The organism is Nocardia sp. NPDC005825 (assembly GCF_040630175.1).
Taxonomy (GTDB): domain Bacteria; phylum Actinomycetota; class Actinomycetes; order Mycobacteriales; family Mycobacteriaceae; genus Nocardia.
The window spans coordinates 176,393-196,567 of the sequence record NZ_JBEXXC010000010.1; the positions used below are offsets into that span (position 1 = coordinate 176,393).

20 protein-coding genes are annotated in these 20,175 nt (G+C 69.5%); 6 read left to right on the forward strand and 14 right to left on the reverse strand.

Annotated elements, in window-relative coordinates; all coding sequences use genetic code 11:
- Positions 1 to 56 precede the first annotated feature (56 nt).
- Entirely contained in the window at positions 57 to 767 is a 711-nt protein-coding gene (locus ABZ382_RS25975) for a TrkA family potassium uptake protein (RefSeq protein WP_357093709.1), read from the reverse strand.
- A gap of 2 nt (positions 768 to 769) precedes the next feature.
- Positions 770 to 1,435: a TrkA family potassium uptake protein gene (locus ABZ382_RS25980; RefSeq protein WP_357093712.1), complete on the reverse strand. Its 666-nt coding sequence runs from the start codon at positions 1,433 to 1,435 to the stop codon at positions 770 to 772.
- Between the two features lie 232 nt (positions 1,436 to 1,667).
- On the opposite strand from ABZ382_RS25980, the gene ABZ382_RS25985 reads away from it, so the two are divergent.
- The 3 genes from ABZ382_RS25985 to ABZ382_RS25995 all read left to right on the forward strand — a co-directional run bounded on the left by ABZ382_RS25985 (position 1,668) and on the right by ABZ382_RS25995 (position 6,057).
- Positions 1,668 to 3,656, forward strand: coding sequence for an APC family permease (locus tag ABZ382_RS25985; protein ID WP_357093714.1), 1,989 nt, complete (start codon positions 1,668 to 1,670; stop codon positions 3,654 to 3,656).
- The gene (locus ABZ382_RS25990) at positions 3,653 to 5,146 is read left to right on the forward strand and encodes a TRAM domain-containing protein (RefSeq protein ID WP_357093717.1); all 1,494 of its coding nucleotides are present in this window, start codon (positions 3,653 to 3,655) and stop codon (positions 5,144 to 5,146) included. Before ABZ382_RS25985 ends, ABZ382_RS25990 begins: the two co-directional genes overlap by 4 nt.
- Before the next feature lie 101 nt (positions 5,147 to 5,247).
- Positions 5,248 to 6,057, forward strand: a complete 810-nt coding sequence (locus ABZ382_RS25995) for a hypothetical protein (RefSeq protein WP_357093720.1) — start codon at positions 5,248 to 5,250, stop codon at positions 6,055 to 6,057.
- A gap of 10 nt (positions 6,058 to 6,067) precedes the next feature.
- Here ABZ382_RS25995 and ABZ382_RS26000 read toward each other — a convergent pair whose 3' ends face one another.
- Both ABZ382_RS26000 and ABZ382_RS26005 read right to left on the reverse strand, forming a co-directional pair.
- Positions 6,068 to 6,751: an SIMPL domain-containing protein gene (locus ABZ382_RS26000; RefSeq protein ID WP_357093723.1), complete on the reverse strand. Its 684-nt coding sequence runs from the start codon at positions 6,749 to 6,751 to the stop codon at positions 6,068 to 6,070.
- Positions 6,752 to 6,839: 88 nt separating this feature from the next.
- Complete coding sequence (locus ABZ382_RS26005; protein ID WP_357093726.1) at positions 6,840 to 7,439, reverse strand: helix-turn-helix domain-containing protein; 600 nt, start codon at positions 7,437 to 7,439, stop codon at positions 6,840 to 6,842.
- A gap of 93 nt (positions 7,440 to 7,532) precedes the next feature.
- On the opposite strand from ABZ382_RS26005, the gene ABZ382_RS26010 reads away from it, so the two are divergent.
- On the forward strand, positions 7,533 to 8,744 hold the full coding sequence (locus tag ABZ382_RS26010) for a pyridoxal phosphate-dependent aminotransferase (RefSeq protein WP_357093729.1): 1,212 nt from the start codon (positions 7,533 to 7,535) through the stop codon (positions 8,742 to 8,744).
- Between the two features lie 74 nt (positions 8,745 to 8,818).
- Here the strand turns inward: ABZ382_RS26010 and ABZ382_RS26015 are convergent, their stop codons facing one another.
- The 9 genes from ABZ382_RS26015 to glsA form a co-directional block, all read right to left on the reverse strand.
- Positions 8,819 to 9,562, reverse strand: coding sequence for an SDR family oxidoreductase (locus tag ABZ382_RS26015; RefSeq protein ID WP_357093731.1), 744 nt, complete (start codon positions 9,560 to 9,562; stop codon positions 8,819 to 8,821).
- Complete coding sequence (locus ABZ382_RS26020; protein WP_357093734.1) at positions 9,559 to 10,761, reverse strand: NADH:flavin oxidoreductase; 1,203 nt, start codon at positions 10,759 to 10,761, stop codon at positions 9,559 to 9,561. Before ABZ382_RS26020 ends, ABZ382_RS26015 begins: the two co-directional genes overlap by 4 nt.
- Positions 10,758 to 11,333, reverse strand: coding sequence for a TetR/AcrR family transcriptional regulator (locus ABZ382_RS26025; protein ID WP_357093737.1), 576 nt, complete (start codon positions 11,331 to 11,333; stop codon positions 10,758 to 10,760). Before ABZ382_RS26025 ends, ABZ382_RS26020 begins: the two co-directional genes overlap by 4 nt.
- 76 nt (positions 11,334 to 11,409) lie before the next feature.
- Positions 11,410 to 11,757, reverse strand: coding sequence for a hypothetical protein (locus ABZ382_RS26030; RefSeq protein ID WP_357093740.1), 348 nt, complete (start codon positions 11,755 to 11,757; stop codon positions 11,410 to 11,412).
- Between the two features lie 23 nt (positions 11,758 to 11,780).
- Positions 11,781 to 12,365 carry a GrpB family protein gene (locus tag ABZ382_RS26035; protein WP_357093743.1) on the reverse strand — a complete coding sequence of 195 codons (585 nt, stop codon included), beginning with the start codon at positions 12,363 to 12,365 and terminating at the stop codon, positions 11,781 to 11,783.
- Positions 12,366 to 12,381: 16 nt separating this feature from the next.
- Positions 12,382 to 13,725 carry a hypothetical protein gene (locus ABZ382_RS26040; RefSeq protein WP_357093746.1) on the reverse strand — a complete coding sequence of 448 codons (1,344 nt, stop codon included), beginning with the start codon at positions 13,723 to 13,725 and terminating at the stop codon, positions 12,382 to 12,384.
- Between the two features lie 59 nt (positions 13,726 to 13,784).
- Positions 13,785 to 13,967, reverse strand: coding sequence for a hypothetical protein (locus ABZ382_RS26045; RefSeq protein ID WP_357093749.1), 183 nt, complete (start codon positions 13,965 to 13,967; stop codon positions 13,785 to 13,787).
- Positions 13,968 to 13,983: 16 nt separating this feature from the next.
- Positions 13,984 to 14,403 carry a DUF1707 domain-containing protein gene (locus tag ABZ382_RS26050; protein WP_357093752.1) on the reverse strand — a complete coding sequence of 140 codons (420 nt, stop codon included), beginning with the start codon at positions 14,401 to 14,403 and terminating at the stop codon, positions 13,984 to 13,986.
- Positions 14,404 to 14,586: 183 nt separating this feature from the next.
- On the reverse strand, positions 14,587 to 16,422 hold the full coding sequence (gene glsA / locus ABZ382_RS26055; protein ID WP_357093755.1) for a glutaminase A: 1,836 nt from the start codon (positions 16,420 to 16,422) through the stop codon (positions 14,587 to 14,589).
- A 145-nt stretch (positions 16,423 to 16,567) separates the two neighbouring features.
- Here glsA and dxs point away from each other — a divergent pair, with 145 nt between their 5' ends.
- The gene (gene dxs / locus ABZ382_RS26060) at positions 16,568 to 18,526 is read left to right on the forward strand and encodes a 1-deoxy-D-xylulose-5-phosphate synthase (protein WP_357093759.1); all 1,959 of its coding nucleotides are present in this window, start codon (positions 16,568 to 16,570) and stop codon (positions 18,524 to 18,526) included.
- A 139-nt stretch (positions 18,527 to 18,665) separates the two neighbouring features.
- A complete protein-coding gene (locus ABZ382_RS26065; protein WP_357093762.1) occupies positions 18,666 to 19,469 on the forward strand; it encodes an enoyl-CoA hydratase in 804 nt (267 codons plus the stop codon).
- Positions 19,470 to 19,515: 46 nt separating this feature from the next.
- Here ABZ382_RS26065 and ABZ382_RS26070 read toward each other — a convergent pair whose 3' ends face one another.
- The gene (locus ABZ382_RS26070; RefSeq protein WP_357093765.1) at positions 19,516 to 20,130 is read right to left on the reverse strand and encodes a hypothetical protein; all 615 of its coding nucleotides are present in this window, start codon (positions 20,128 to 20,130) and stop codon (positions 19,516 to 19,518) included.
- Between the last annotated feature and the right edge of the window lie 45 nt (positions 20,131 to 20,175).

Consider the following 20,175-nt stretch of genomic DNA (forward strand, 5'->3'; position numbering starts at 1 on the left):
ATGGGCCGGGCGCAGGGGGTGCGCCCGGCCCATCGCCGTTTGTGGGGGTTCGCGGGTCAGGCGGTGGCTTCGGCCGAGCCGAGGCCATTGGCGCCGAGTCCGTTGACTCCGTTGACGCCGAGCGTCTTGCGCAGTTCGTCCTCGGCCTCGACCGAGGTGACGAACAGCAGTTCGTCCTCGCCTTCCAGCGGATCGTCGGCCTGCGGGACGATGACGCGCCCGCCGCGCAGGATGGTGACCAGGGCGGCGTCGCGGGGCAGGGTGAGGGTGCGAACGGCCTTGCCCGCCAAGGGGGTATCGGTGGGCAGGGTGATCTCGACCAGGTTGGCCTGACCCTGGCGCAGCGTCATCAGGCGCACCAGGTCGCCGACCGAGACGGCCTCCTCGACGAGCGAGGCCAGCAGACGCGGCGTGGACACCGCGACGTCGACGCCCCAGGAGGAGTCGAACAGCCACTCGTTGCGCGGGTCGTTGACGCGGGCCACCACCCGCTGCACCCCGAATTCGGTCTTGGCGAGCAGGCTGAACACCAGGTTCACCTTGTCGTCGCCGGTGGCGGCGATGACCACGTCGTAGGTCTCGAGTCCGGCTTCCTCGAGCGTCTCCAGCTCGCAGGCGTCGGCGTGGGTCCAGACGGCGGTGGGCGCGCTGGTGGGGTCGATGTGGTCGAGGCGGCGTTCCAGCAGCATGACCTGGTGGCCGCCGCGTAGGAGTTCCTGGGCGATGGAGCGGCCGACGGCGCCGGCCCCGGCGATGGCAACCTTCATGATCAGTCCTCGCTCGCAGGCGGGTTGGCGGCCAGGGCGACGGCCTCGCCCACGGTGCCGGAGGTGGCGGCGATGTAGACCAGGTCGTCGGCCTGCAGCATGGATTTGCCGGTGGGCAGCACGCCCTGACCGAAGCGGATGACGAAGGCGACCCGGGCCCCGATGGCCTCCTCCAGCGCGTTCACCGAACGCCCGAACCAGTTCTCGTGCAGGTCGAGTTCGGTGACGGCGACGGTGCCGGTGGGGTCGCGCCAGGTGGTGGTGGACTGGTCGGCGACCAGATTGCGCAGGAACCGATCGGTGGTCCAGGGCACGGTGGCGATGGTGGGGATGCCGAGGCGCTCGTAGACGGCGGCGCGTTTGGCGTCGTAGATGCGGGCGACCACGCGCTCCACGCCGAAGGTCTCGCGGGCGACGCGCGCGGAGATGATGTTGGAGTTGTCGCCGGAGGAGACGGCGGCGAAGGCGCCGGCGCGTTCGATTCCGGCCCGGGTCAGCACATCTCGATCGAAGCCGACGCCGGTGATGCACAGACCCGGGAAGTCGCGGCCCAGGCGCAGGAAGGCGCTCGAGTTCTGATCGATCACCGCGACCTCGTGGCCGATGCGGACGAGGGCGCGGGCGAGCGAGGATCCGACCCGCCCACATCCCATGATCACGACGTACACCGTACGAACCCCATTCCCGAAAACCGTGGTGTGCGGTCTGGTTGCTTGATCGAAATATCGGCCGGGTGGCAACCGTACCGCTCGAGTTTCACTGCGGGCACTTTCCCCCTCCGGAACCTGTTCAAACCGGAACCGGAAAAACCTCACAGCGCCCGAGGTCACCCTACGGCCGCGGGCGGCCCGCGTCGCGCCGCGAACACGGTCCCCCGCGGACTGACCTATGCTGCCAGGAGTGTCGAAGTTGACGACGGCCGCCAAGCGCATGCTGGTGGGCCGCCCATTCCGCAGCGATTCTCTCGGTCATACGCTGCTGCCCAAGCGGATCGCGCTCCCGGTCTTCGCCTCGGACGCGCTGTCTTCGGTGGCATACGCGCCCGAGGAGATCTTCCTGGTGCTGTCGGTGGCCGGTCTGTCCGCCTACGTCTACGCACCCTGGATCGGTCTGGCGGTCGCGCTGGTGATGGCGGTCGTGGTGGCCAGCTACCGGCAGAACGTGCACGCCTATCCCTCCGGCGGCGGCGACTACGAGGTCGCCACCAAGAACCTGGGACCCACCGCGGGGTTGACGGTCGGCAGCGCGCTGCTGGTCGACTACGTGCTCACGGTGGCGGTGTCGATCTCCTCGGCGGCGTCCAATATCGGGTCGGCGGTGCCGTTCGTCTCGACGCACAAGGTGCTGTTCGCAGTGTCCGCGATTGTGATCCTCACCGCGATCAATCTGCGCGGTGTGCGCGAATCCGGCACGGCGTTCGCGATTCCCACCTATGCCTTCATGATCGGCATGTTCGTCATGCTGATCTGGGGTTTCGTCCGGATCTTCCTGGGCCAGACCGTGCACGCCGAGTCGTACGGGTTCGGACTCAAGGCCGAGGACGAGCATCTGTTCGGCCTGGCGTTCGTCTTCCTCATCGCCCGCGCCTTCTCCTCCGGCTGTGCGGCGCTGACCGGTGTCGAGGCCATCTCCAACGGTGTGCCCGCCTTCCGCAAACCCAAGTCGCGCAATGCCGCGACCACCCTGCTGCTGCTGGGCTGCATCGCGGTCACGCTGTTCATGGGCATGATCGTGCTCACCCAGAAGGTCGGCATCGTCTACGCCCACAACACCTCGGACCTGATCGGCGCGCCCGCGGGCTACGAGCAGAAGACCCTGGTGGCGCAGCTGGCGGGGGCGGTGTTCTCGGGCTTCCCGGCCGGGTTCTACTTCATCACCATCGTCACCGCGCTGATCCTGGTGCTGGCGGCCAACACCGCCTTCAACGGCTTCCCGGTGCTGGGTTCGATTCTGGCGCAGGACCGTTTCCTGCCGCGTCAGCTGCACACCCGTGGTGACCGGCTGGCGTTCAGTAACGGCATCCTGTTCCTGGCGGGCGCGGCGATCGCGTTCGTGGTGCTGTTCGGCGCGGAGGTGACGCGCCTGATCCAGCTCTACATCGTCGGCGTGTTCGTGTCGTTCGTGCTGAGTCAGACCGGCATGCTGCGGCACTGGACCCGGCTGCTGCGCACCGAGACCGATCCCGCTCAGCGGATGCGGATGAAGCGGTCGCGCGTGATCAACGCCATCGGCCTGACCATGACCGCGACCGTGCTGATCATCGTGCTGGTCACCAAGTTCCTCGCGGGCGCGTGGATCGCCATCATCACCATGGCGGCGATCTTCGGCCTGATGAAACTCATTCGCCGCCACTACGACTCCGTGTCGCGGGAGCTGGACGAGGCCGACTGGGACGGGGTGCTGCCCAGCCGCACCCACTCCATCGTGCTGGTGTCCAAGTTGCACATGCCGACCCGGCGCGCCCTGGCCTACGCCCGCGCCACCCGGCCCGACACCATCGAGGCCATCACGGTGAACGTCGACGAACCCGACACCCGGGCGCTGGTGCGCGCGTGGGAGTCCAGCGATATCGCGGTGCCGCTCAAGGTGATCGAATCGCCGTACCGTGAGATCACCAAGCCCGTGGTGGATTACGTGAAGCGGGTGCGCAAGACCTCGCCGCGCGACGTGGTCACCGTGTTCATCCCCGAATACGTGGTCGGCCACTGGTGGGAGCAGCTGCTGCACAACCAGAGCGCGCTGCGCCTGAAGGGGCGTCTGCTGTTCGAGCCCGGCGTCATGGTGACCAGCGTCCCCTGGCAGCTGTCCTCCTCGGCGGGCCGGGCCCATCCCAGCCGCGTGGTCAACGCGCCCGGTTCGGTGCGTCGCGGTTTCGGGGACGAGTCGTGAGCGGACCCGACTGGTACGGCGAGGTCTTCGAGGTTCGTCTCGGCCCGCCCGGCCACGGCGGATTCTGCGTGGCCCGCCACGAGGGCCGCGTGCTGTTCGTCCGCCACGGCCTGCCGGGTGAACTGGTCCGGGCCCGGATCACCGAGGATCGCGGCGGCTCGTTCTGCCGTGCCGACGCCATCGACATCCTCGACCCGTCGCCCGACCGCGTCCCCGCCACCTGCCCGGTCTCGGGCCCCGGCGGCGCGGGCTGCTGCGACTTCACCTTCGCCACCCCCGAGGCCCAGCGCGCCCTCAAGCATCAGGTCGTCGCCGACCAGCTGCGTCGCCTCGCCGACTGGGAGCCCGACTTCGTCGTCGAACCGATCCCGGTGCCCGTCGGGCTTCCGTCCGGTGCGGTGGCGCACGGACCGGGATCCGAGTCACCCGCTGCGGGACGCCCGGACACGTCCACCGGTGTCGCGCCGGGCCGGATCGGGGGAGTGGCCACGCGGGTGGCGAGTGCCCTCATCGGCAGCCCGGCCGCCGAGTCCGGACGCGGCGTACGGCGGGTCGGGCCGCCGTCGGCGGACGCATATGCCGGTGGCTGGCGCAGCCGGGTGCGGCTGGTCGTGGACGCCGACGGCCGCGCCGGGGTGCACGGGTATCGAAGCACCGAGGTGATCGCGGATCTGCGATGCCCGCAGCCGATGGCGGGAGCCATGGACGGCATCGCCGAACGGAACTGGACGCCCGGGGCCGATCTCGTGGTCGCCGTGGACGGGGACGGGATGCGGCATCTGGTGGAGCTCGTGCCCGCCGGGGACGAACGCGGCGGGCAGCGCGAGCGACGTGACCGGGGCGGTCGCGGCGGGGATCGGCGCAGTACCGCCGCGCGGCGGGCGGCGGCGCACAGCGCCCGGACCGAGCGCGTCGTGGATGGCACCGGGCGGGCGGTGCAGTATGTCGCCGAGCGCCGGTGGGAGCTGTCGGCGACCGGGTTCTGGCAGCCGCATTACGGTGCGGCGCAATGCTATTCGGATGTGGTGGCCGAGTGGGCCGATGCCGCGCCGGGCGCGCTGGTGTGGGACCTGTACTGCGGTGTCGGCGTGTTCGCGGCGCGACTGGCCGGGCAGGTCGGCGACACCGGTTTCGTGCACGGCGTGGAGTTCGCGCGCACCGCGGTCACCGAAGGTCGGGCCGCGCTGCGGGACCTGTCCTGCGTGGACCTGACCGCCGAGCGGGTCGAGCGCTGGATTCACGAACAGTCCGGCGCCGCACCGGATGTCGTGGTTCTGGATCCGCCGCGCGCGGGCGCGGGCAAGGACGTGATCAACGCCCTGAGCGAGCATTCCCCGCGTCGGATCGTCCATATCGGCTGCGACCCGGCCTCTTTCGCCCGCGACGTGGGTCTCTACCGCTCCGCCGGGTACCACCCCGTGGCCCTGCGCGTCTTCGACGCCTTCCCCGGCACCCATCACGTCGAATGCATCGCCGCCTTCGAACGCTGACCCGCGGGATCAGGGAGCTGTCACCGACCGCTCCCTGATCTTGTTGTGGCGCAGGTGGGTTGGCGGGCGGCGGATTCGGGGGCTGCGCCAAGATGTTGCCCATGAGTACGTTGTCGGACCCGACGGTGGCGTCGGTCCTGGAGCTGATCTACGGGGATCAGTCGAGGTTCCACTCGCTCGAGGCGCTGCTGCTGGGGGTGGATCTCAAGCGGCCGGAGTACGGGGTCCCGATGTGGGTGAACGCCGACAGCTACTGGGGGCGGCTGGTGAGTCCGGTGTACGGGGCGCGAGTCGCGGCGCAGGGCGGGAACGCGGAGGCGGATCGGGCGCTGCTGGATCTGGTCGAGGTGACGGTGTCGCGCTTCCTGCAGGGGGAGTCGTTGCAGCGCAAGAGTCTTCCGGCGTGGATGCCGGAGCTGCGCCGGGCGCTGCTGGCCGACGGGTATCGCATGAAGATCGACCGGGTGACGGGGGAGGGCCCCGACAAGACGGTGCGCTGTCGCCTCAAACCCACCGGCGATCTGCCGGTGCGCCTCGCCGATCGGGTCGCCCTGCTGGAAACCGAGCTGGAGGTGCGCGGCCAGCAGACCGCCCTCGATCACCTGCGCGCCGCCGTCAAACATTATGGGCGCGGCCGTTTTCCGGCCTGTGAGAAGCGCCTGCGTTCGGCCCTGCTCCAGGTGACCGCCTACGCCACGGGCACCGGCGACCTCGACGGCACCCGCAATGTCCGCCATCTCGTCGACACCGGCCGGCTCACCATCGCCGAGGGCACCCGCCTGCTGCACGATCTGCGCGGCCTGACCGGTGAGGACCCGTTCCCGCACCGAACCAGGGCCGATGCCACCAGATTCCGCGTCCAGCTGACCCTCGTCCACGCCACCGCACTGCTGGCCCAGGTCCAGCACTGACCGGGCGTGGCTAGGCGAGCTGCCAGGTGACGCGGATGCTGGTGGACATCTCGCTCTCGCCGAGCTCCACCGGCATGGCCGGGGCCCCTCCGGCTTTCGCGGCGGCCGCGAAGGCGACGCGCGGGGCCGGGGTCGGGCCCGAGATGTTCTCGGTGATCTCGACGACGGGACCGAGCTTGCGGCCCGCCCGCGACACGTACTGTTCGGCCTTGCTGACCGCGTGGTCCCAGGCCTCGTCGCGGGCGCGGACCATCAGCGATTCCTCATCGGCCACGGTCAGCGTCAGTCCGCCGAGGCGCACATCGTCACCTCCGGCGGCGACGGCGTGGGCGATGATCGCGGCGGGCCCGCCGTCCTTGCCTGACTCGGCTTCCCCGTCGGGCCCGGCGATATCGCGCAGTGTCACGGTCAGCGACGTCCCCGCCGAGTACCCGACCAGTTTTTCCCGATTGCCGTCGGTCCACACGGTGTCCGCCCGCACGGTCAGCCCGCTGGTGGAGATGTCGCGCCCGTGCACCCCGTCCCCGCGCAGCGACTGGATCACCGCGTCGGCCCGTTCCCCGGCGCGGGCGTAGGCCGCGGCCACGGTGTCGGCGCGGGTGTCCACGGAGATGGCGACCCGCATGATGTCCGGTGTCGCACTGGCGCTCCCGGATCCGATCATCGTGATGGTGCCGACGTTGTCGCTGGTCACGCGGTCCTCCTCGGTCGATGCGGGCGCAACCCAGCCGATGCTACCGACGCCGGGTGACCGCTCGCCCGTGCCGCGCGGACGGCCCGCGTCAGGCTGCCGGATGTCCGCTGCCCGTGGCCTCGGCGAGGGTGTCGGCGAGTGAGCGTGCGCCCGTGGCGATCTCGCTCGCCGCGGCCAGATCGAGCCGCAGGTCCAGGTCGGGCGCGTCGGCCGGTCCGTCGTGGTGGGTGAGGCCGGTCTCGGTGATCACGTAGTGGAAGGCGGTGTCGCCGATGCGCACCGTGACCGTGCCGGTGGGGACGAGTTCGGCGACGGCCCGCCCGAGGGGGAGCGCGAACCAGTGGGCGCGGACGGCGTCGGTGGCGCGCTGCTCCCCGAGCTGGGCGGTACCCCAGGCCGAGAGGGTGTCGAGGACCGGTCGCAGCGCCGCGCCGGAGTCGGTGAGTTCGTAGAGCGCGGTGCCCGCCCGCGGCCCGATGCGGCGTTTGGTGAGAATCCCGTCACGCTCGAGGTCCTTGAGCCGGGCGGCCAGCACGTCGGTGCTGATGCCGGGCAGGTCGGCGAACAGGTCGCTGTAGCGGCGCGGGCCCGAACAGAGTTCGCGGACCACCAGCAGATTCCACCGGTCGCCGACGATGTCGAGGGCGCGGCTCACGGTGCAGTAGTGGTCATAGCTTCGGCGTGGCACGATCCCACTGTAACCAACAACTTGGAAATACCAAGTGCAAACTTGGAAATTCCAAGTAGAGTGTGCGGCAACCACACCGAGAAGAGGTCGTTCATGCAGGTGAAGCAGTCGAGCAAGCTGTCGGGCGTGTCCTACGAGATCCGTGGACCGGTCGCCGAGCATGCCGCACGGCTGGAAGCCGAGGGGCATCACGTCGTGAAGCTCAATACCGGTAACCCACTGCCCTTCGGCTTCGAAGCACCCGCCGAACTCCTCCAGGACATGGTCCGCAACCTGCCCCAGTCCAGCGGCTACTCCTCGTCCAAGGGCCTGCTCTCTGCGCGCCGCGCGGTGGTGCAGTACTACCAGACCCTGGGTCTGAGCGAGATCGACGTCGAGCAGGTCTTCCTCGGCAACGGCGTCTCCGAATTGATCATGATGGCCATGACCGCGCTGCTGGAGAACGGCGACGAAGTCCTGGTTCCGGCACCGGATTTCCCGCTCTGGACCGCCGCCACCGCGCTCAACGGCGGCCGCCCCGTGCACTACATCTGTGACGAGCAGGCCGACTGGATGCCGGATCTGGCCGATATCGAGTCCAAGATCACCGACCGCACCCGCGCCCTGGTCATCATCAACCCGAACAACCCCACCGGCGCCGTGTACTCGCCCGAGGTGGTGCGCCAGATGCTGGAGCTGGCGCGCCGCCACAACCTGGTCGTGTTTTCCGACGAGATCTACGACAAGATCCTCTACGACGACCTCGAGCACACCGCCACGGCCGCCCTGGCCCCGGACGTGCTGTGCCTGACTTTCTCCGGACTCTCGAAGTCCTACCGCGCCGCCGGTTTCCGCGGCGGCTGGCTGGTCGTCTCCGGCCCGGTCGAGCACGCCGAGAACTACCTCGAGGGCCTGACCATGCTGGCCGGTCTGCGCCTGTGCGCGAATGTGCCCGCGCAGCAGGCGATCCAGGCCGCCCTCGGCGGACACCAGAGCATCTACGACCTGACCCTGCCCGGCGGCCGCCTGCGCGAGCAGCGCGACCGGGCGTGGGAGGCGCTCAACGCGATCCCGGGCATCTCGTGCGTGAAGCCCAAGGGCGCGCTGTACGCCTTCCCGCGCATCGACCTGAACATGTACAAGATCCACGACGACGAGCAGTTCGTCCTGGATCTGCTGCTGCGCGAGAAGATCCACATCGTGCAGGGCACCGGCTTCAATTGGCCGCGCCCCGACCACTTCCGGATCGTGACGCTGCCGCACGCCGATGAGCTCGAAGCGATCATCGAGCGCATCGGCCGCTTCCTGGCGACCTACGAGCAGTAGGCACAACGCCGAATGGCGCACCGCGGAGGAGGATTCGGGTGAATCCCTCCGCGGTGCGCCACTCGAACGGAAGGTTAGACGGGCCGACCGGCCGTCATGCCGCCGTCGACGACGAATTCGGCGGCGTTGCAGTAGCTCGATTCCTGGCTGGCCAGGAAGACGACCACGTCGGTGACTTCCTGGGGCGTGCCGAGGCGGGCCAGGGGATTGGCCGCGCGATCGGCGGTGGTGCCCTCGGGCACGCCGATCATCGGGGTCAGGATCCCGCCCGGGTGCACGGAATTCACCCGAACCCCGTGCGGGGCGAGCTCGATCGCGGCGGACTTGGTCAGCCCGCGCACCCCGAATTTCGAGGCGGTGTAGGCGTGCGCGCCCGGCACTCCCTGGATCCCGGCGGCCGAGGAGATGTTCACCACCGAGGCCGGCCGCGCCGCCACCAGGGCGTCACGGGCGGCGGTCAGGCCCAGGAACGGTCCCGTCAGATTGATGGAAAGCGCGCGCTGCCACTGTTCTTCGGTGTATTCGCCGATCGGCCCGAAGTCGAGGATGCCGGCATTGTTGACCAGCACGTTCAGCTTCCCGAACCGTTCGACGGCCGTGTCCACGGCGACCCGCCAGTCCGCGGCGCTGGTCACGTCGAGGTGGATGAACGCCGCCGCGTCACCGAGTTCGGCGGCCAGCTTCGCTCCGGCCTCGTCGGAGATGTCGCCGATGAGCACCGAGGCGCCCTCGGCGACGAACGCGCGCGCGTGCGACGCGCCCATTCCCGATGCGCCGCCACTGATCAGGGCTACGCGCCCGTCGAGCCGTCCACTCATGCCTGCTGTCGCTTTCCGTCGAGATCGATCAGGGTGTGCTCCGGCCGGAACACGCACCGGGTGCCGGTGTAGATGGTCGGCATGCACTTGTTGCAGTGCACGCACGCGGACTGGGTGGACGCCTCGGATTCGATGCGCCGCAACAGGTTCGGTTCGCGCAGCAGTGCGCGCCCCATGGCGACGAATTCGAAGCCCTCGGTCCGGGCCAGGTTCATGGTGTCGAGATTGGTGATGCCGCCCAACAGGATCAGCGGCATGGACAGTTCGCGGCGGAACTGACGGGCCCGCTCGAGCAGGTAGGCCTCCTGGTACGGGTACTCCTTGAGGAAGGCCCGCCCGACCACCTTGAATCCCAGCCGGGCCGGGCCGGGCAGGACCTCGGCGAACTCCTTGCGCGGCGCGTCGCCGTGGAACAGCAGCATCGGATTGAGCAGCGAACTGCCCGCGGTCAATTCGAGGGCGTCGAGGGTGCCGTCGGCCTCCAGCCAGGCCGCGACCTGCAGGCTCTCGGGGATGGTGAGTCCGCCGCGGCGGCCGTCCTCCATGTTCAGCTTGGCGGTCACCGCGAGCCGGCCACCGACGGCTTCCCGTACGGCGCGGGCGATTTCGCGGGCGAGCCGGGCTCGGTTGACCAGGCTGCCGCCCCACTGATCGCGGCGACGGTTGAGCAGCGGGCTCAGGAACGAGCTGACCAGATAGTTGTGGCCGAAGTGGATCTCGACGGCGTCGAACCCGGCCTGCTCGGCCAGCAGCGCGGCCTGCGCGTGGGCCTTGATCAATTCGCGGATCTCGGCGTCGCCGGGCACCTTCATGGTCTTCATGCTCAGCGGGCTGAACATCGGGCTCGGCGACAGCGCGGGAACCCGGTTGGAGGCCGCGTTGGCGACCGGTCCGGCGTGCCCGATCTGGGCGCTGGCGGCCGCGCCCTCGGCGTGCACGGCGTCGGTGAGTTCCCGCAGTCCGGCGACGGCTTCGGGCCGCATCCAGATCTGGTGCCGGTCGGTGCGCCCGCCCGGCGCGACCGCGCAGTAGGCGACCGTGGTCATGCCGACCCCGCCCGCGGCGACCTCGCGATGGAAGTCGATGAGCTCGGGGGTGACCAGCGCCTCGGGGGTGCGGCCCTCGAAGGTGGCGGCCTTGATCACCCTGTTGCGCAAGGTGATCGGGCCGAGTGTCGCCGGTGCGAAGATGTCGTTCATGGTTGTTCTCCCGATGCGGTGAGTCCGGCCACCACGAAGGTGCGCAGGGCCGTGAGCGCCGATTCCGGCATGCCGTGATCCTCGATCTCGGGTGCGCCGAATCGCATGATGATCAAGTCGAAGGCCAGCATCCAGCGCTGCGCGGCCTGGCCCCGGGACAGTTCCGGCAGTAGCGGCGCCCAGGCATCCATCTGGAACCACGGCCCACGCCAGGTGGTCAGATGCCGTCCCAGGACGAAGCGGGCCAGCAGCCGTAAGTGCAAGCGCCCCAGCGGATCCTCGGCCAGCGTGACGAACGGCGCGAGGATGGCGTCCACCACCGCGGGCACCGAATCACGTCCGCCCCGCGCCTCGGCCAGTCCCTCGGCCCACAGCGGCCCGAGTCGATCCTCGATGAGCGCGCCGACCAGCGCCTCCTTGGACCCGAAGTGGTAGTGCACGGCCGCCGGATTGGCCCCGGCCGCCGCGCACACCGCCCGCACGGACACCTCGTCGTACGGCTCGGTCAGCAGCAGTTGCTCCGCCGCGCCGATCAGCCGTTCCCGCGTACCCGCGGACACCTTCTCGACCATGCCAAGCAGTGAAACACGATTCAAACAGCAATTCAATCAGTGATTGAAATACTGATGGAAAGATCCCGGTGAACGGCTACTCGGTCTGCGCCCACGCGGCCACGGGCAGCGTCAGATACACGCCGATCGTGGCGTCGACGAACTTCTCGATATCGGCCAGCAGCCGGTCACAACGCTCCTGCCGGTTCGTGGCCCGGCTCTCGAAGAACTTCGACCGAACCTCGATGACCACGTCCAGCCCCGACCGGTCGAACTTGCCCAAGGGCCGGAAACGGATCTCCACATCCCCGGGCTGCAGGTCCTCGTCATAAGGCTCCTCGGGGCATTCGACCGCCAGCGACACCAGATGCGGCAACCATTTACCCAGCTCCCGCAGCACCGTCTCGGGCAGTTCGGCCTTGTGGGTCACCTCGACGAGCGGCATCGCCCCAGTCTATGGATCGCGATTCAGCGGGCGTCGAGGGCGCGCGCGACGATCTCCTCGATAACGTCGCTCTTGGCATTGGCGTAGTGCTGCACGTACTTCCACCGGCGTTGCGCGAGTTCGCGTTTGGCGCGCTCGTACCGGGCGCGCTCGTCGTCGTGGGTGCGCAGGCGGTCGCGGAAGGCGAGGATGCGCTCGATTTCGGAGGCGGCGCGGTCCGGGGAGAAAACGTGCAGGTTGACGCTGTGGGGTGCGCCGTCCTCGACCCGGCGGACCAGGCAGCGGTGCTCGAACCAGTCCGGTTCGCGCACGCGCAGGGTGAAGCCGAGCGCTTCGAGGGCCGGGACGTAGGCGGTTTCGTCGGCGGTGTCGGCGACCAGCAGCAGCATGTCGATGATTGGCTTGGCGGCCAGACCCGGGACGGAGGTGGAACCGGTGTGCTCGAGACATAAGACCTTCGCGCCCAGCGCTTCGCGGATCGCCTCGGCCTCGGCCTCGTACCGGGCGGGCCATTCCGGGTCGTATTCCTCGAGGATCACCGGCACCGAGTAGGGCTGCACTTCGACGAGGAAGGCGTCGGCGATGGCGTCGTCGTCCATGGTGGCCATGGGGTCAGCGTAGGGGTCAGGAGGTGCGGACGCTGGCGATGATCTGCTTGGCCTGGTCGGCGGCGAGTTCGCCGGTGGTGCCGCGGTCGGCGAGGATGGCCAGCACCAGCAGGGCGTTCTTGGGGCCGGTGAAGGCGAAGGTGTAGATCGAGTAGGTGGTCGTGGTGCAGCCGGCCGGGTCGGGCTTCCAGCTGCCGGAGGTCTCCACCTGCTGGCCGGCGATGCCGCTCTTGGTGGTCACCGCGGTGGGCGCGCTCGCGGCGCCGCCGGACTTGTCCATGTAGCCGCCCTGGGCGGAGATCTTCGCGACCTTCAGCGCGGCCGCGGCGGGATCGCTGCCGTCGGCGCGGGTGACGTAGGCGAGCGAGCGGTACGCCGAGCCGGGGCAGTAGCCGCCGCCCTCGGTGGCCTTGCCGTGGCCGGTGAAGGTGCCGTCGATCCCGGTCTGCGGCACGGTGGCGGACGGGTCGCCCACGGTCCAGCCGTTCGGCACGTCGTAGCTGACGCCGTAGGCCGGCACGACCACCGTCCCCGCGCCCGGCTTGGGCGCACCGGACTTTGACGGCCCGGTCGACGGACCTCCGGATCGGCTGGTGGGAGCCGGGCCCGGGGTAGTGCTGGTCGCGGCGGTGGTGGAACTCGACGAGTCCCGGGTCAGCGCGTACGCCGCGATCCCGCCGCCGACCACCACGATCACGGCCAGGACGGCGGCCAACACGATCCAGGTCCGATTGCCGCCGCCGCCCGGCGTGGGCTGCGGCTGGCCGTACCCCGGAACAGGCTGCTGGCCAAAGTAATTCGGCACCGACTCCTGACCCGTGTACGCGCCGGACGGGTAACCGGGAACAGACTGACCGGGGTAGATCGCCGTCGGATCCTGCCCCGGGTATCCCGGAATCGGCTGCTGCCCGGTGTATACCGCCGTCGGCTCGTATCCGGACTGGTTCGGGACCGGTGCCTGCCCGGGGTAGACCGCGGTCGGTTCATAACCGGGGTGGTTCGGGATCGGCGCTTGCCCCGGGTAGACCGCAGTCGGTTCGTAGCCAGGATGATTCGGAACCGGTGTCTGGCCGGGGTGCACTGCCGTGGGCTCGTAGCCGGGCTGGTTGGGCACCGGGTTCTGGCCGGGGTACACGGCGGTCGGTTCGTAGCCAGGGTGATTCGGGACGGGCGCTTGTCCGGGGTGCACGGCCGTCGGGTCGTAGCCCGGGTGGACCATGGTCGGGTCCGGCGTTATCGGCTGGTGCCCAGGGTAATTCGTGGTCGGCTGCTCGCCCCAGGCGCGGTTCGGGTCCTGCGGGGCGTGCGCGGGTGTCGCCGGGCTGTCGGGGTTGCGCCACTGATCATGGTTGTCCGTCACGGTGTTTCGCCCCTCGTCCCGGCTCGTCGCCTATCGGGGCCCACCCTAGCGGCTGGGTATCAGGCGTGCTCGGCGGGCGCTTCCGGGTCGGCGGGCGGCGCGGGCGGGGTCGCGGGGGACACGCGGATGACTCCCGCGTCCAGGTCGAGACTCACGCGCGGCTGGTGCAGCTGGCCGCCGCCGTCCTCGCTGCCGTCGTCTTCGAGCTTCTTGCCGGGGAACAGTTCACCGAATACACCCACGGATCCACCATAGCCGTCAGCCGCGGTGGTAGCGCGGACCGTGATAGCCGTAGCCGCGCCGGCCCCGCGCGAACACGAAGAACAGCACCGGGAACAGGAAGAACGGGAAGATATGGGTGACGATCGCGAACACGAACGCGAGCACCACCAGCGCCCCTGCCCCGACCGTTACCAGCGGCAGCGCGCGGCGCGGAGCGGGTGGCGCGGCCTGGACCTGCGGTGCCGGGGGCTGCGGCCGGGGTAGGTCGCCGAACAGCGCGGCCAGCTCGCCCGCGGTCTTGGCGGCGTAGGCGCGTCCCACCCGGTCGTCGTATTCGGCGAGGTCGAGGCGGCCGGCCGCGAAATGCTCACCCAGCGCCGCGGCGGCCTGCTCGCGTTCCGCGGTGCCGACACGCACGGTGGGCGGTCCGTAGACCGCGGGATCGAAATCGGTCATGACATCCGCCTCATCGGAGGGAAGGAATTTCGTTGTCCGCCAGCGTAGGCGCGTTCCCGGCGGCGCGCCTGCACGCGTTGGCGTAATCCCGCGTACGCCCGCCGACGTACGCGTGCCGCGATATCGGCGGCGGTGTGGCCGAGCGGGATCGCCATCCCGAAGGGGGCCCGGGCGTGGCGGAGGTCAGACCCCGCCGTGCGCCGAGACGGCCCGCACCGCGGCGTCGGCCTGGGCGTACGCGGCGACCGCCAGTCGTTCCAGGAGCGCGAGTTTGATCTGCGGGGCCTGGCTGGTCAGCTCATCGAAGCGCGCGGGCGGCAGCACGGCCAGGCGGACGGTGGTCTCGGCGTACACGTCGTTGGCGTAGCGCATGTCCGCCAGCATGGAGGTCTCCCCGAACGACATGCCCGGGGTGAGGGTGATCAGCCGGTGCCGCCGGTCGTCGCGGTCGGTGAAGGTGAACCGGACCCGTCCGTCGAGGATCAGGAACAGTCCGCAGCGCGGGCTGTCGCGCGGCACGATGAGTTCGCCGCGGGCGACGGTGCGAGTCTCGAATTCCTTCGCCAGCCGCTCCCGGTCGTCGGCGGGCATGTCGGCGAGCGCGGGATGCTCGTCGACGGTGAGGGCGGCGGGGCATTGCTGCCCGACGGGCCGGTGCTTGTCGAGGACGAGTTGTTCGCACCATTCGGTGGCGGCGTCACGGTCGATGAACACCCGCCCGTTCACGTCGGCGGGGTTCAGGCTGGAGGCGAGCCGTCCGAGTTTGGCGTCCGGATCGACCAGCCCGACAGGGCAACCGGCGGCGGCCAGCTCGGCGCGCAGGTCCTCGATCATGCGGACCGCGATCGGGCTGACGTCCCCGACCTCCTTCAGATCCAGCACCAGGGCGTCGAGTTCGCCGGGGGTGTCCTCGACGGCGCGCACCGCGGATTCGGCTCCGGCGAACAGTAGGTCGCCGTTCAGTTCGAAGATGCGCGCGTGGTCGCCGAATTCGTGCAGCACCGCGAGTTCGTCGGGGTCGCGGCGCAGCCGGGAGGGCGCGTCGGCGACGGTGTAGGCGGTCCGGATGGCGGTGTGCGCCGCCCGGGTCACGTGCAGGAAGTGCAGGCCCAGCCGGGTCGACAGTTCCCGGCACGCCTTGACGCCGCGCACGCTGCTGCCGTGCGCGTCCAATCGTGGTGAGTACACCGCGATTCCGATCTGTCCGGGCAGCACCGCCAGGATGCCGCCGCCCACACCGCTTTTGGCGGGCAGTCCGACGGTGGTCACCCAGTCCCCGGCCGCGTCGTACATGCCGCAGGTGGTCATGACCGAGAGCACCTGCTGGACGAGCGGTCCGGTCAGGGCGCGTTCCCGGGTGAGCGGATTGACGCCGTTGTTGGCGAGGGTGGCGGCCATGACGGCCAGATCGCGGCAGGTGACGTCGATCGAGCACTGCCGGAAGTAGCGGTCGACCGCTTCGTCCGGGTCGACGTCGATGATGTCGGCCCCGCGCAGCAGATACCCGATGGCGCGATTGCGGTATCCGGTGCGCGCCTCGGAGGCGTACACGTCCTCGTTCATGGTGAGTCCGCGCCCGGCGAATCGGCTGTAACTGCGCCGGATTCGGGCGAATCGGTCAGCGGCGTCGGTCCCCTTGACGAGTCCGGCCGCCGCGATGGCCCCGGCGTTGATCATCGGATTGCGCGGCCGCTGGGTCTGCGGGTCGAGGCTGATCTCGTTGAACGGCTCGCCGGTCGGCTCCACGTCGATGCGCCGCGCCACCTCGGCCAACCCCTGGTCGGCGAGCGCGAGCGCGTAGGTGAAGGGCTTGGAGATCGATTGAATCGTGAAGGCGGCGTCCAGATCTCCGCTGCCGTAGACGCGCCCGTCCGCGGTTGCCAGGCAGATGCCGAACGAATCGGGTTGCACGGCGGCGAGTTCGGGAATGTAGTCGGCGAGCGTTCCCGACGTGTCGGCGCGACAGAGCTCGTACACTTCCTCGATGATGCGGGCCACGACGCCGCCGGAGGGGACCACAGGCCCAGCGTAACGGGCGTAATCTGTGTTGAGCCTCACATCTGTTACGGATGTCGCAGGTGGTGTTTCGTTCCTGGCATCGGGGGCCGGAAAGGGCTCCGTAGACTGTTGCAAACACAGGAGACATCCGGAGGGAGCAATAGCCGTGGGAGTGCTTTCCCGGGTCGACATGCCCGAGGATCTGCGCCGGCTGTCGGTACCGGAGTTGCAGGAGCTGGCCGAGGAGATTCGCGAGTTCCTGGTGCGCAAGGTCGCCGTCACCGGCGGGCACCTCGGGCCGAACCTCGGCGTCGTGGAGCTGACCATCGCGTTGCACCGGGTCTTCGACTCGCCTGCCGACCCGATCATCTTCGACACCGGGCATCAGGCCTACGTGCACAAGATCCTCACCGGTCGCAAGGACGGGTTCGACACGCTGCGCAAGGAAGGCGGGCTGTCGGGTTATCCGTGCCGCGCCGAGAGCGCCCATGACTGGGTGGAGTCCTCGCACGCGTCGGCCTCACTGTCCTACGCGGACGGGCTGGCCAAGGCGTTCGCGCTGACCCGGCAGAAGCGGCATGTGGTCGCGGTGGTCGGTGACGGCGCGCTCACCGGCGGCATGTGCTGGGAGGCGTTGAACAATATCGCCGCCGGGCAGGACCGCTCGGTGATCGTGGTGGTCAACGACAATGGCCGTTCCTACGCGCCGACCATCGGCGGTCTGGCCGAGCGGCTCGCGGGCCTGCGCACCCAGCCCGCCTACGAGCACGCGCTCGACGCCACCAAGCGGATCGTGCAGAGCATTCCGCGCGTGGGGGATTCGGCGTACTCGATGCTGCACGCCATCAAGACCGGCATCAAGGACGCGGTCGCGCCGCAGGAGCTGTTCAGCGATCTCGGCGTGAAGTACGTGGGCCCGGTCGACGGGCACGATCAGGTCCAGTTGGAGGCGGCGCTGCGTCGCGCCAAGGACTTCGGTGGTCCGGTCATCGTGCACGCGGTGACGCAGAAGGGTCGCGGGTACAAACCGGCCGAGGATCACGAGGCCGATCAGATGCACGCCATCAACCGGATCGATCCGGAGACCGGTGTGCCGGTGGGCGGCCCGTCCGCGCCGAGCTGGACCTCGGTGTTCTCCGCGGAGCTGATCGCGCAGGCCGAGCAGCGGGACGACATCGTGGCGATCACCGCCGCCATGCCCGGACCGACCGGTTTGACCCCGTTCGGAAACCGCTTCCCGGACCGCATGTTCGATGTCGGCATCGCCGAACAGCACGCCATGACCTCCGCGGCCGGCATGGCCCTGGGTGGTCTGCACCCGGTGGTGGCCATCTACTCCACCTTCCTCAACCGCGCCTTCGACCAGCTGCTCATGGATGTGGCGCTGCTCAAGCTCCCGGTGACGCTGGTGCTCGACCGCGCCGGGATCACCGGTGACGACGGCGCCTCGCACAACGGCATGTGGGATCTGTCGGTGCTCGGCATCGTGCCCGGCATCCGGGTCGCGGCGCCGCGTGACGCGGTGCGCCTGCGCGAGGAGCTGGGGGAGGCCCTGCACGTCAGCGACGGTCCCACCGCGATTCGTTTCCCGAAGGGCGTCGCCGTCGAGGAGATCGAGGCGGTCGAACGTATCGAGGGTGTCGACGTGCTGCGGCTGCCCGAGACGGGTGATGTCGCGTACTCGGTGCACGCGGATGTGCTGCTGGTGGCGGTCGGCGCGTTCGCCGGGCTCGCCCTCGAAGTCGCGGATCTGCTGGCGGCCGAGGGTGTTTCGGTGACCGTGGTCGACCCGCGCTGGGTGCTGCCGGTCTCGGACACGCTGGTGAAGCTGGCCGGCAACCACCGGCTCGTGGTCACCCTGGAGGATTCGGGTCTGCACGGCGGTATCGGTTCGACGGTGTCCGCGCGGCTGCGCAGCGCGGGTGTCGATGTGCCCGCCCGCGATCTCGGTGTGCCGCAGCACTTCCTGGACCACTCCGCGCGCGGCAAGATCCACCAGGATCTGGGCCTGGTGCCCGGTGAGGTGGCGCAGCGCGTGCACGGCTGGCTCGGTGCGGTCGCGACCGGCGACCTCGCGACCTCCGGTGATGATCTCGCCGAGGCGCTGCTGCCCGCCGCCGAATGACGAGGCGGACCGCGGCCGGGTGACCGGCTCGCAGCTCACGGACCCGCGATCCTCGGATCGCGGGTCCGTTTTTCTAGGCGGAGCTGGACTTCTCGCGTAGATTCTGTAACAGGTTACAGTTTCCTGGTCAGGAGTTCGGATGTCGTTTGTGCTGGTCGAGAAGCCGCGTCCCCAGATCGCGCTGGTCACGTTGAATCGGCCGGAGCGGATGAACGCCATGGCGTTCGATGTCATGGTGCCGCTGCGCGAGGCGCTCGAGGAGGTCTCCGCCGACAACGAGGTGCGCGTGGTCGTCCTCACCGGCGCCGGGCACGGCTTCTGTTCGGGCGCGGATCTGCAGCACGCGGGCAAGGTGCCGGGTGTAGAGGGCTTGACGCGCACCACGATCGGCCGTCGCTCGATGGAACTGCTCGACAATGTGATGCTCACGATCAAGCGCATGCACCAGCCGGTGATCAGCGCCATCAACGGCGCGGCCATCGGTGGCGGCTTCTGTCTGGCCATGGGCACCGACATCCGGATCGCCTCGGAGGACGCGTACTTCCGCGCCGCGGGCATCAACAACGGCCTCACCGCCGCCGAACTCGGCATCAGCTACACGCTCCCGCGCGCCATCGGCTCGACCCGCGCCTTCGAGATCATGCTGACCGGTCGCGACGTCGATGCCGCCGAGGCCGAGCGCATCGGCATCGTCTCCCGCGTGGTCCCCGGCGACAAACTCCTCGAGGCCGCCTACGACACCGCCGACCAGATCCTGCGCTGGAGCCGCAGCGGCGGCGAACTCACCAAGCGCCTGCTGTGGAGCGGCCTGGAAGCCGGCAGCTTCGAATCCCACATGCAGACCGAGGGCATGGCCCAGCTCTACGTCCGCCTCACCACCGAGAACTTCGACGAGGCCGTCCGTGCCCGCCGCGACCGCCGCCCACCCAACTTCCTGGACTGACCGGCGGCCCGGGCCCCTCGGCTCCCTGCCGAGCCGAGGGACAGGATCACTGGCGGGTGGCGCTGCCGGTCGGGAAGAGCTGGTCGAAGCTACCGGTCGGGAACAGCTTCGAGCTGCCCGCACTGGGGAGAACGATCTTGGGGAGCGCGGCGCTGCCGGAGATCGTGCCGTCCCCGTGGCAGGCGTTCTGTGCCGGCGGCGTCACGGTGACCGACCCCGGCGGCGCGTCGAGCACCGTGATCGTGGCGTCGGCGAAGTTGCCGTACTGCATCACTCTGATTGTGTGCTTTCCGGGGGTCTTCGGAACCCAGGTGATGGCCGTGTAGTTGTGGTAGTCGTTGTCGCTCACCGCCATGATGCCCGCGACGCAGGCGCCATTGTCGAAGGCGTCCACATAGGCGAAGGCCGTCGGATCGCTGCTGCTCTGCCCGCCGAGGTTCGGCTGGTACGTGGCGCTGATCGTGTAGGCCTGGCCCACGAAATACGAAGTCGGTGTCACGCACGGTGTTGTCGACGAGGGGTTCGCCGGGCACGCCACGACCGTGACCGGCCCCACCTCGGCGAGGGCTGTCGGTGCGGTCGCCGCGATGACCGCCGCACCAACGGCCAAAGTCGTTGCGCCCCAACCGATATGTCGAAGGGTCCGATTCGTGTTCGGCATTCGTGAGCTCCTTGTCCATCCCCTGGGTTCGGGGTCGACAGAATC

Excerpts from the sequence above, each read along its gene's own strand:
- ABZ382_RS25975 (WP_357093709.1), bottom strand. The coding sequence starts at position 767 with ATGAAGGTTGCCATCGCCGGGGCCGGCGCCGTCGGCCGCTCCATCGCC.
- ABZ382_RS25995 (WP_357093720.1), top strand. The coding sequence starts at position 5,248 with ATGAGTACGTTGTCGGACCCGACGGTGGCGTCGGTCCTGGAGCTGATC.
- ABZ382_RS26010 (WP_357093729.1), top strand. The coding sequence starts at position 7,533 with ATGCAGGTGAAGCAGTCGAGCAAGCTGTCGGGCGTGTCCTACGAGATC.
- ABZ382_RS26015 (WP_357093731.1), bottom strand. The coding sequence starts at position 9,562 with ATGAGTGGACGGCTCGACGGGCGCGTAGCCCTGATCAGTGGCGGCGCA.
- ABZ382_RS26020 (WP_357093734.1), bottom strand. The coding sequence starts at position 10,761 with ATGAACGACATCTTCGCACCGGCGACACTCGGCCCGATCACCTTGCGC.
- ABZ382_RS26025 (WP_357093737.1), bottom strand. The coding sequence starts at position 11,333 with ATGGTCGAGAAGGTGTCCGCGGGTACGCGGGAACGGCTGATCGGCGCG.
- ABZ382_RS26030 (WP_357093740.1), bottom strand. The coding sequence starts at position 11,757 with ATGCCGCTCGTCGAGGTGACCCACAAGGCCGAACTGCCCGAGACGGTG.
- ABZ382_RS26035 (WP_357093743.1), bottom strand. The coding sequence starts at position 12,365 with ATGGCCACCATGGACGACGACGCCATCGCCGACGCCTTCCTCGTCGAA.
- ABZ382_RS26050 (WP_357093752.1), bottom strand. The coding sequence starts at position 14,403 with ATGACCGATTTCGATCCCGCGGTCTACGGACCGCCCACCGTGCGTGTC.
- ABZ382_RS26065 (WP_357093762.1), top strand. The coding sequence starts at position 18,666 with ATGTCGTTTGTGCTGGTCGAGAAGCCGCGTCCCCAGATCGCGCTGGTC.
- ABZ382_RS26070 (WP_357093765.1), bottom strand. The coding sequence starts at position 20,130 with ATGCCGAACACGAATCGGACCCTTCGACATATCGGTTGGGGCGCAACG.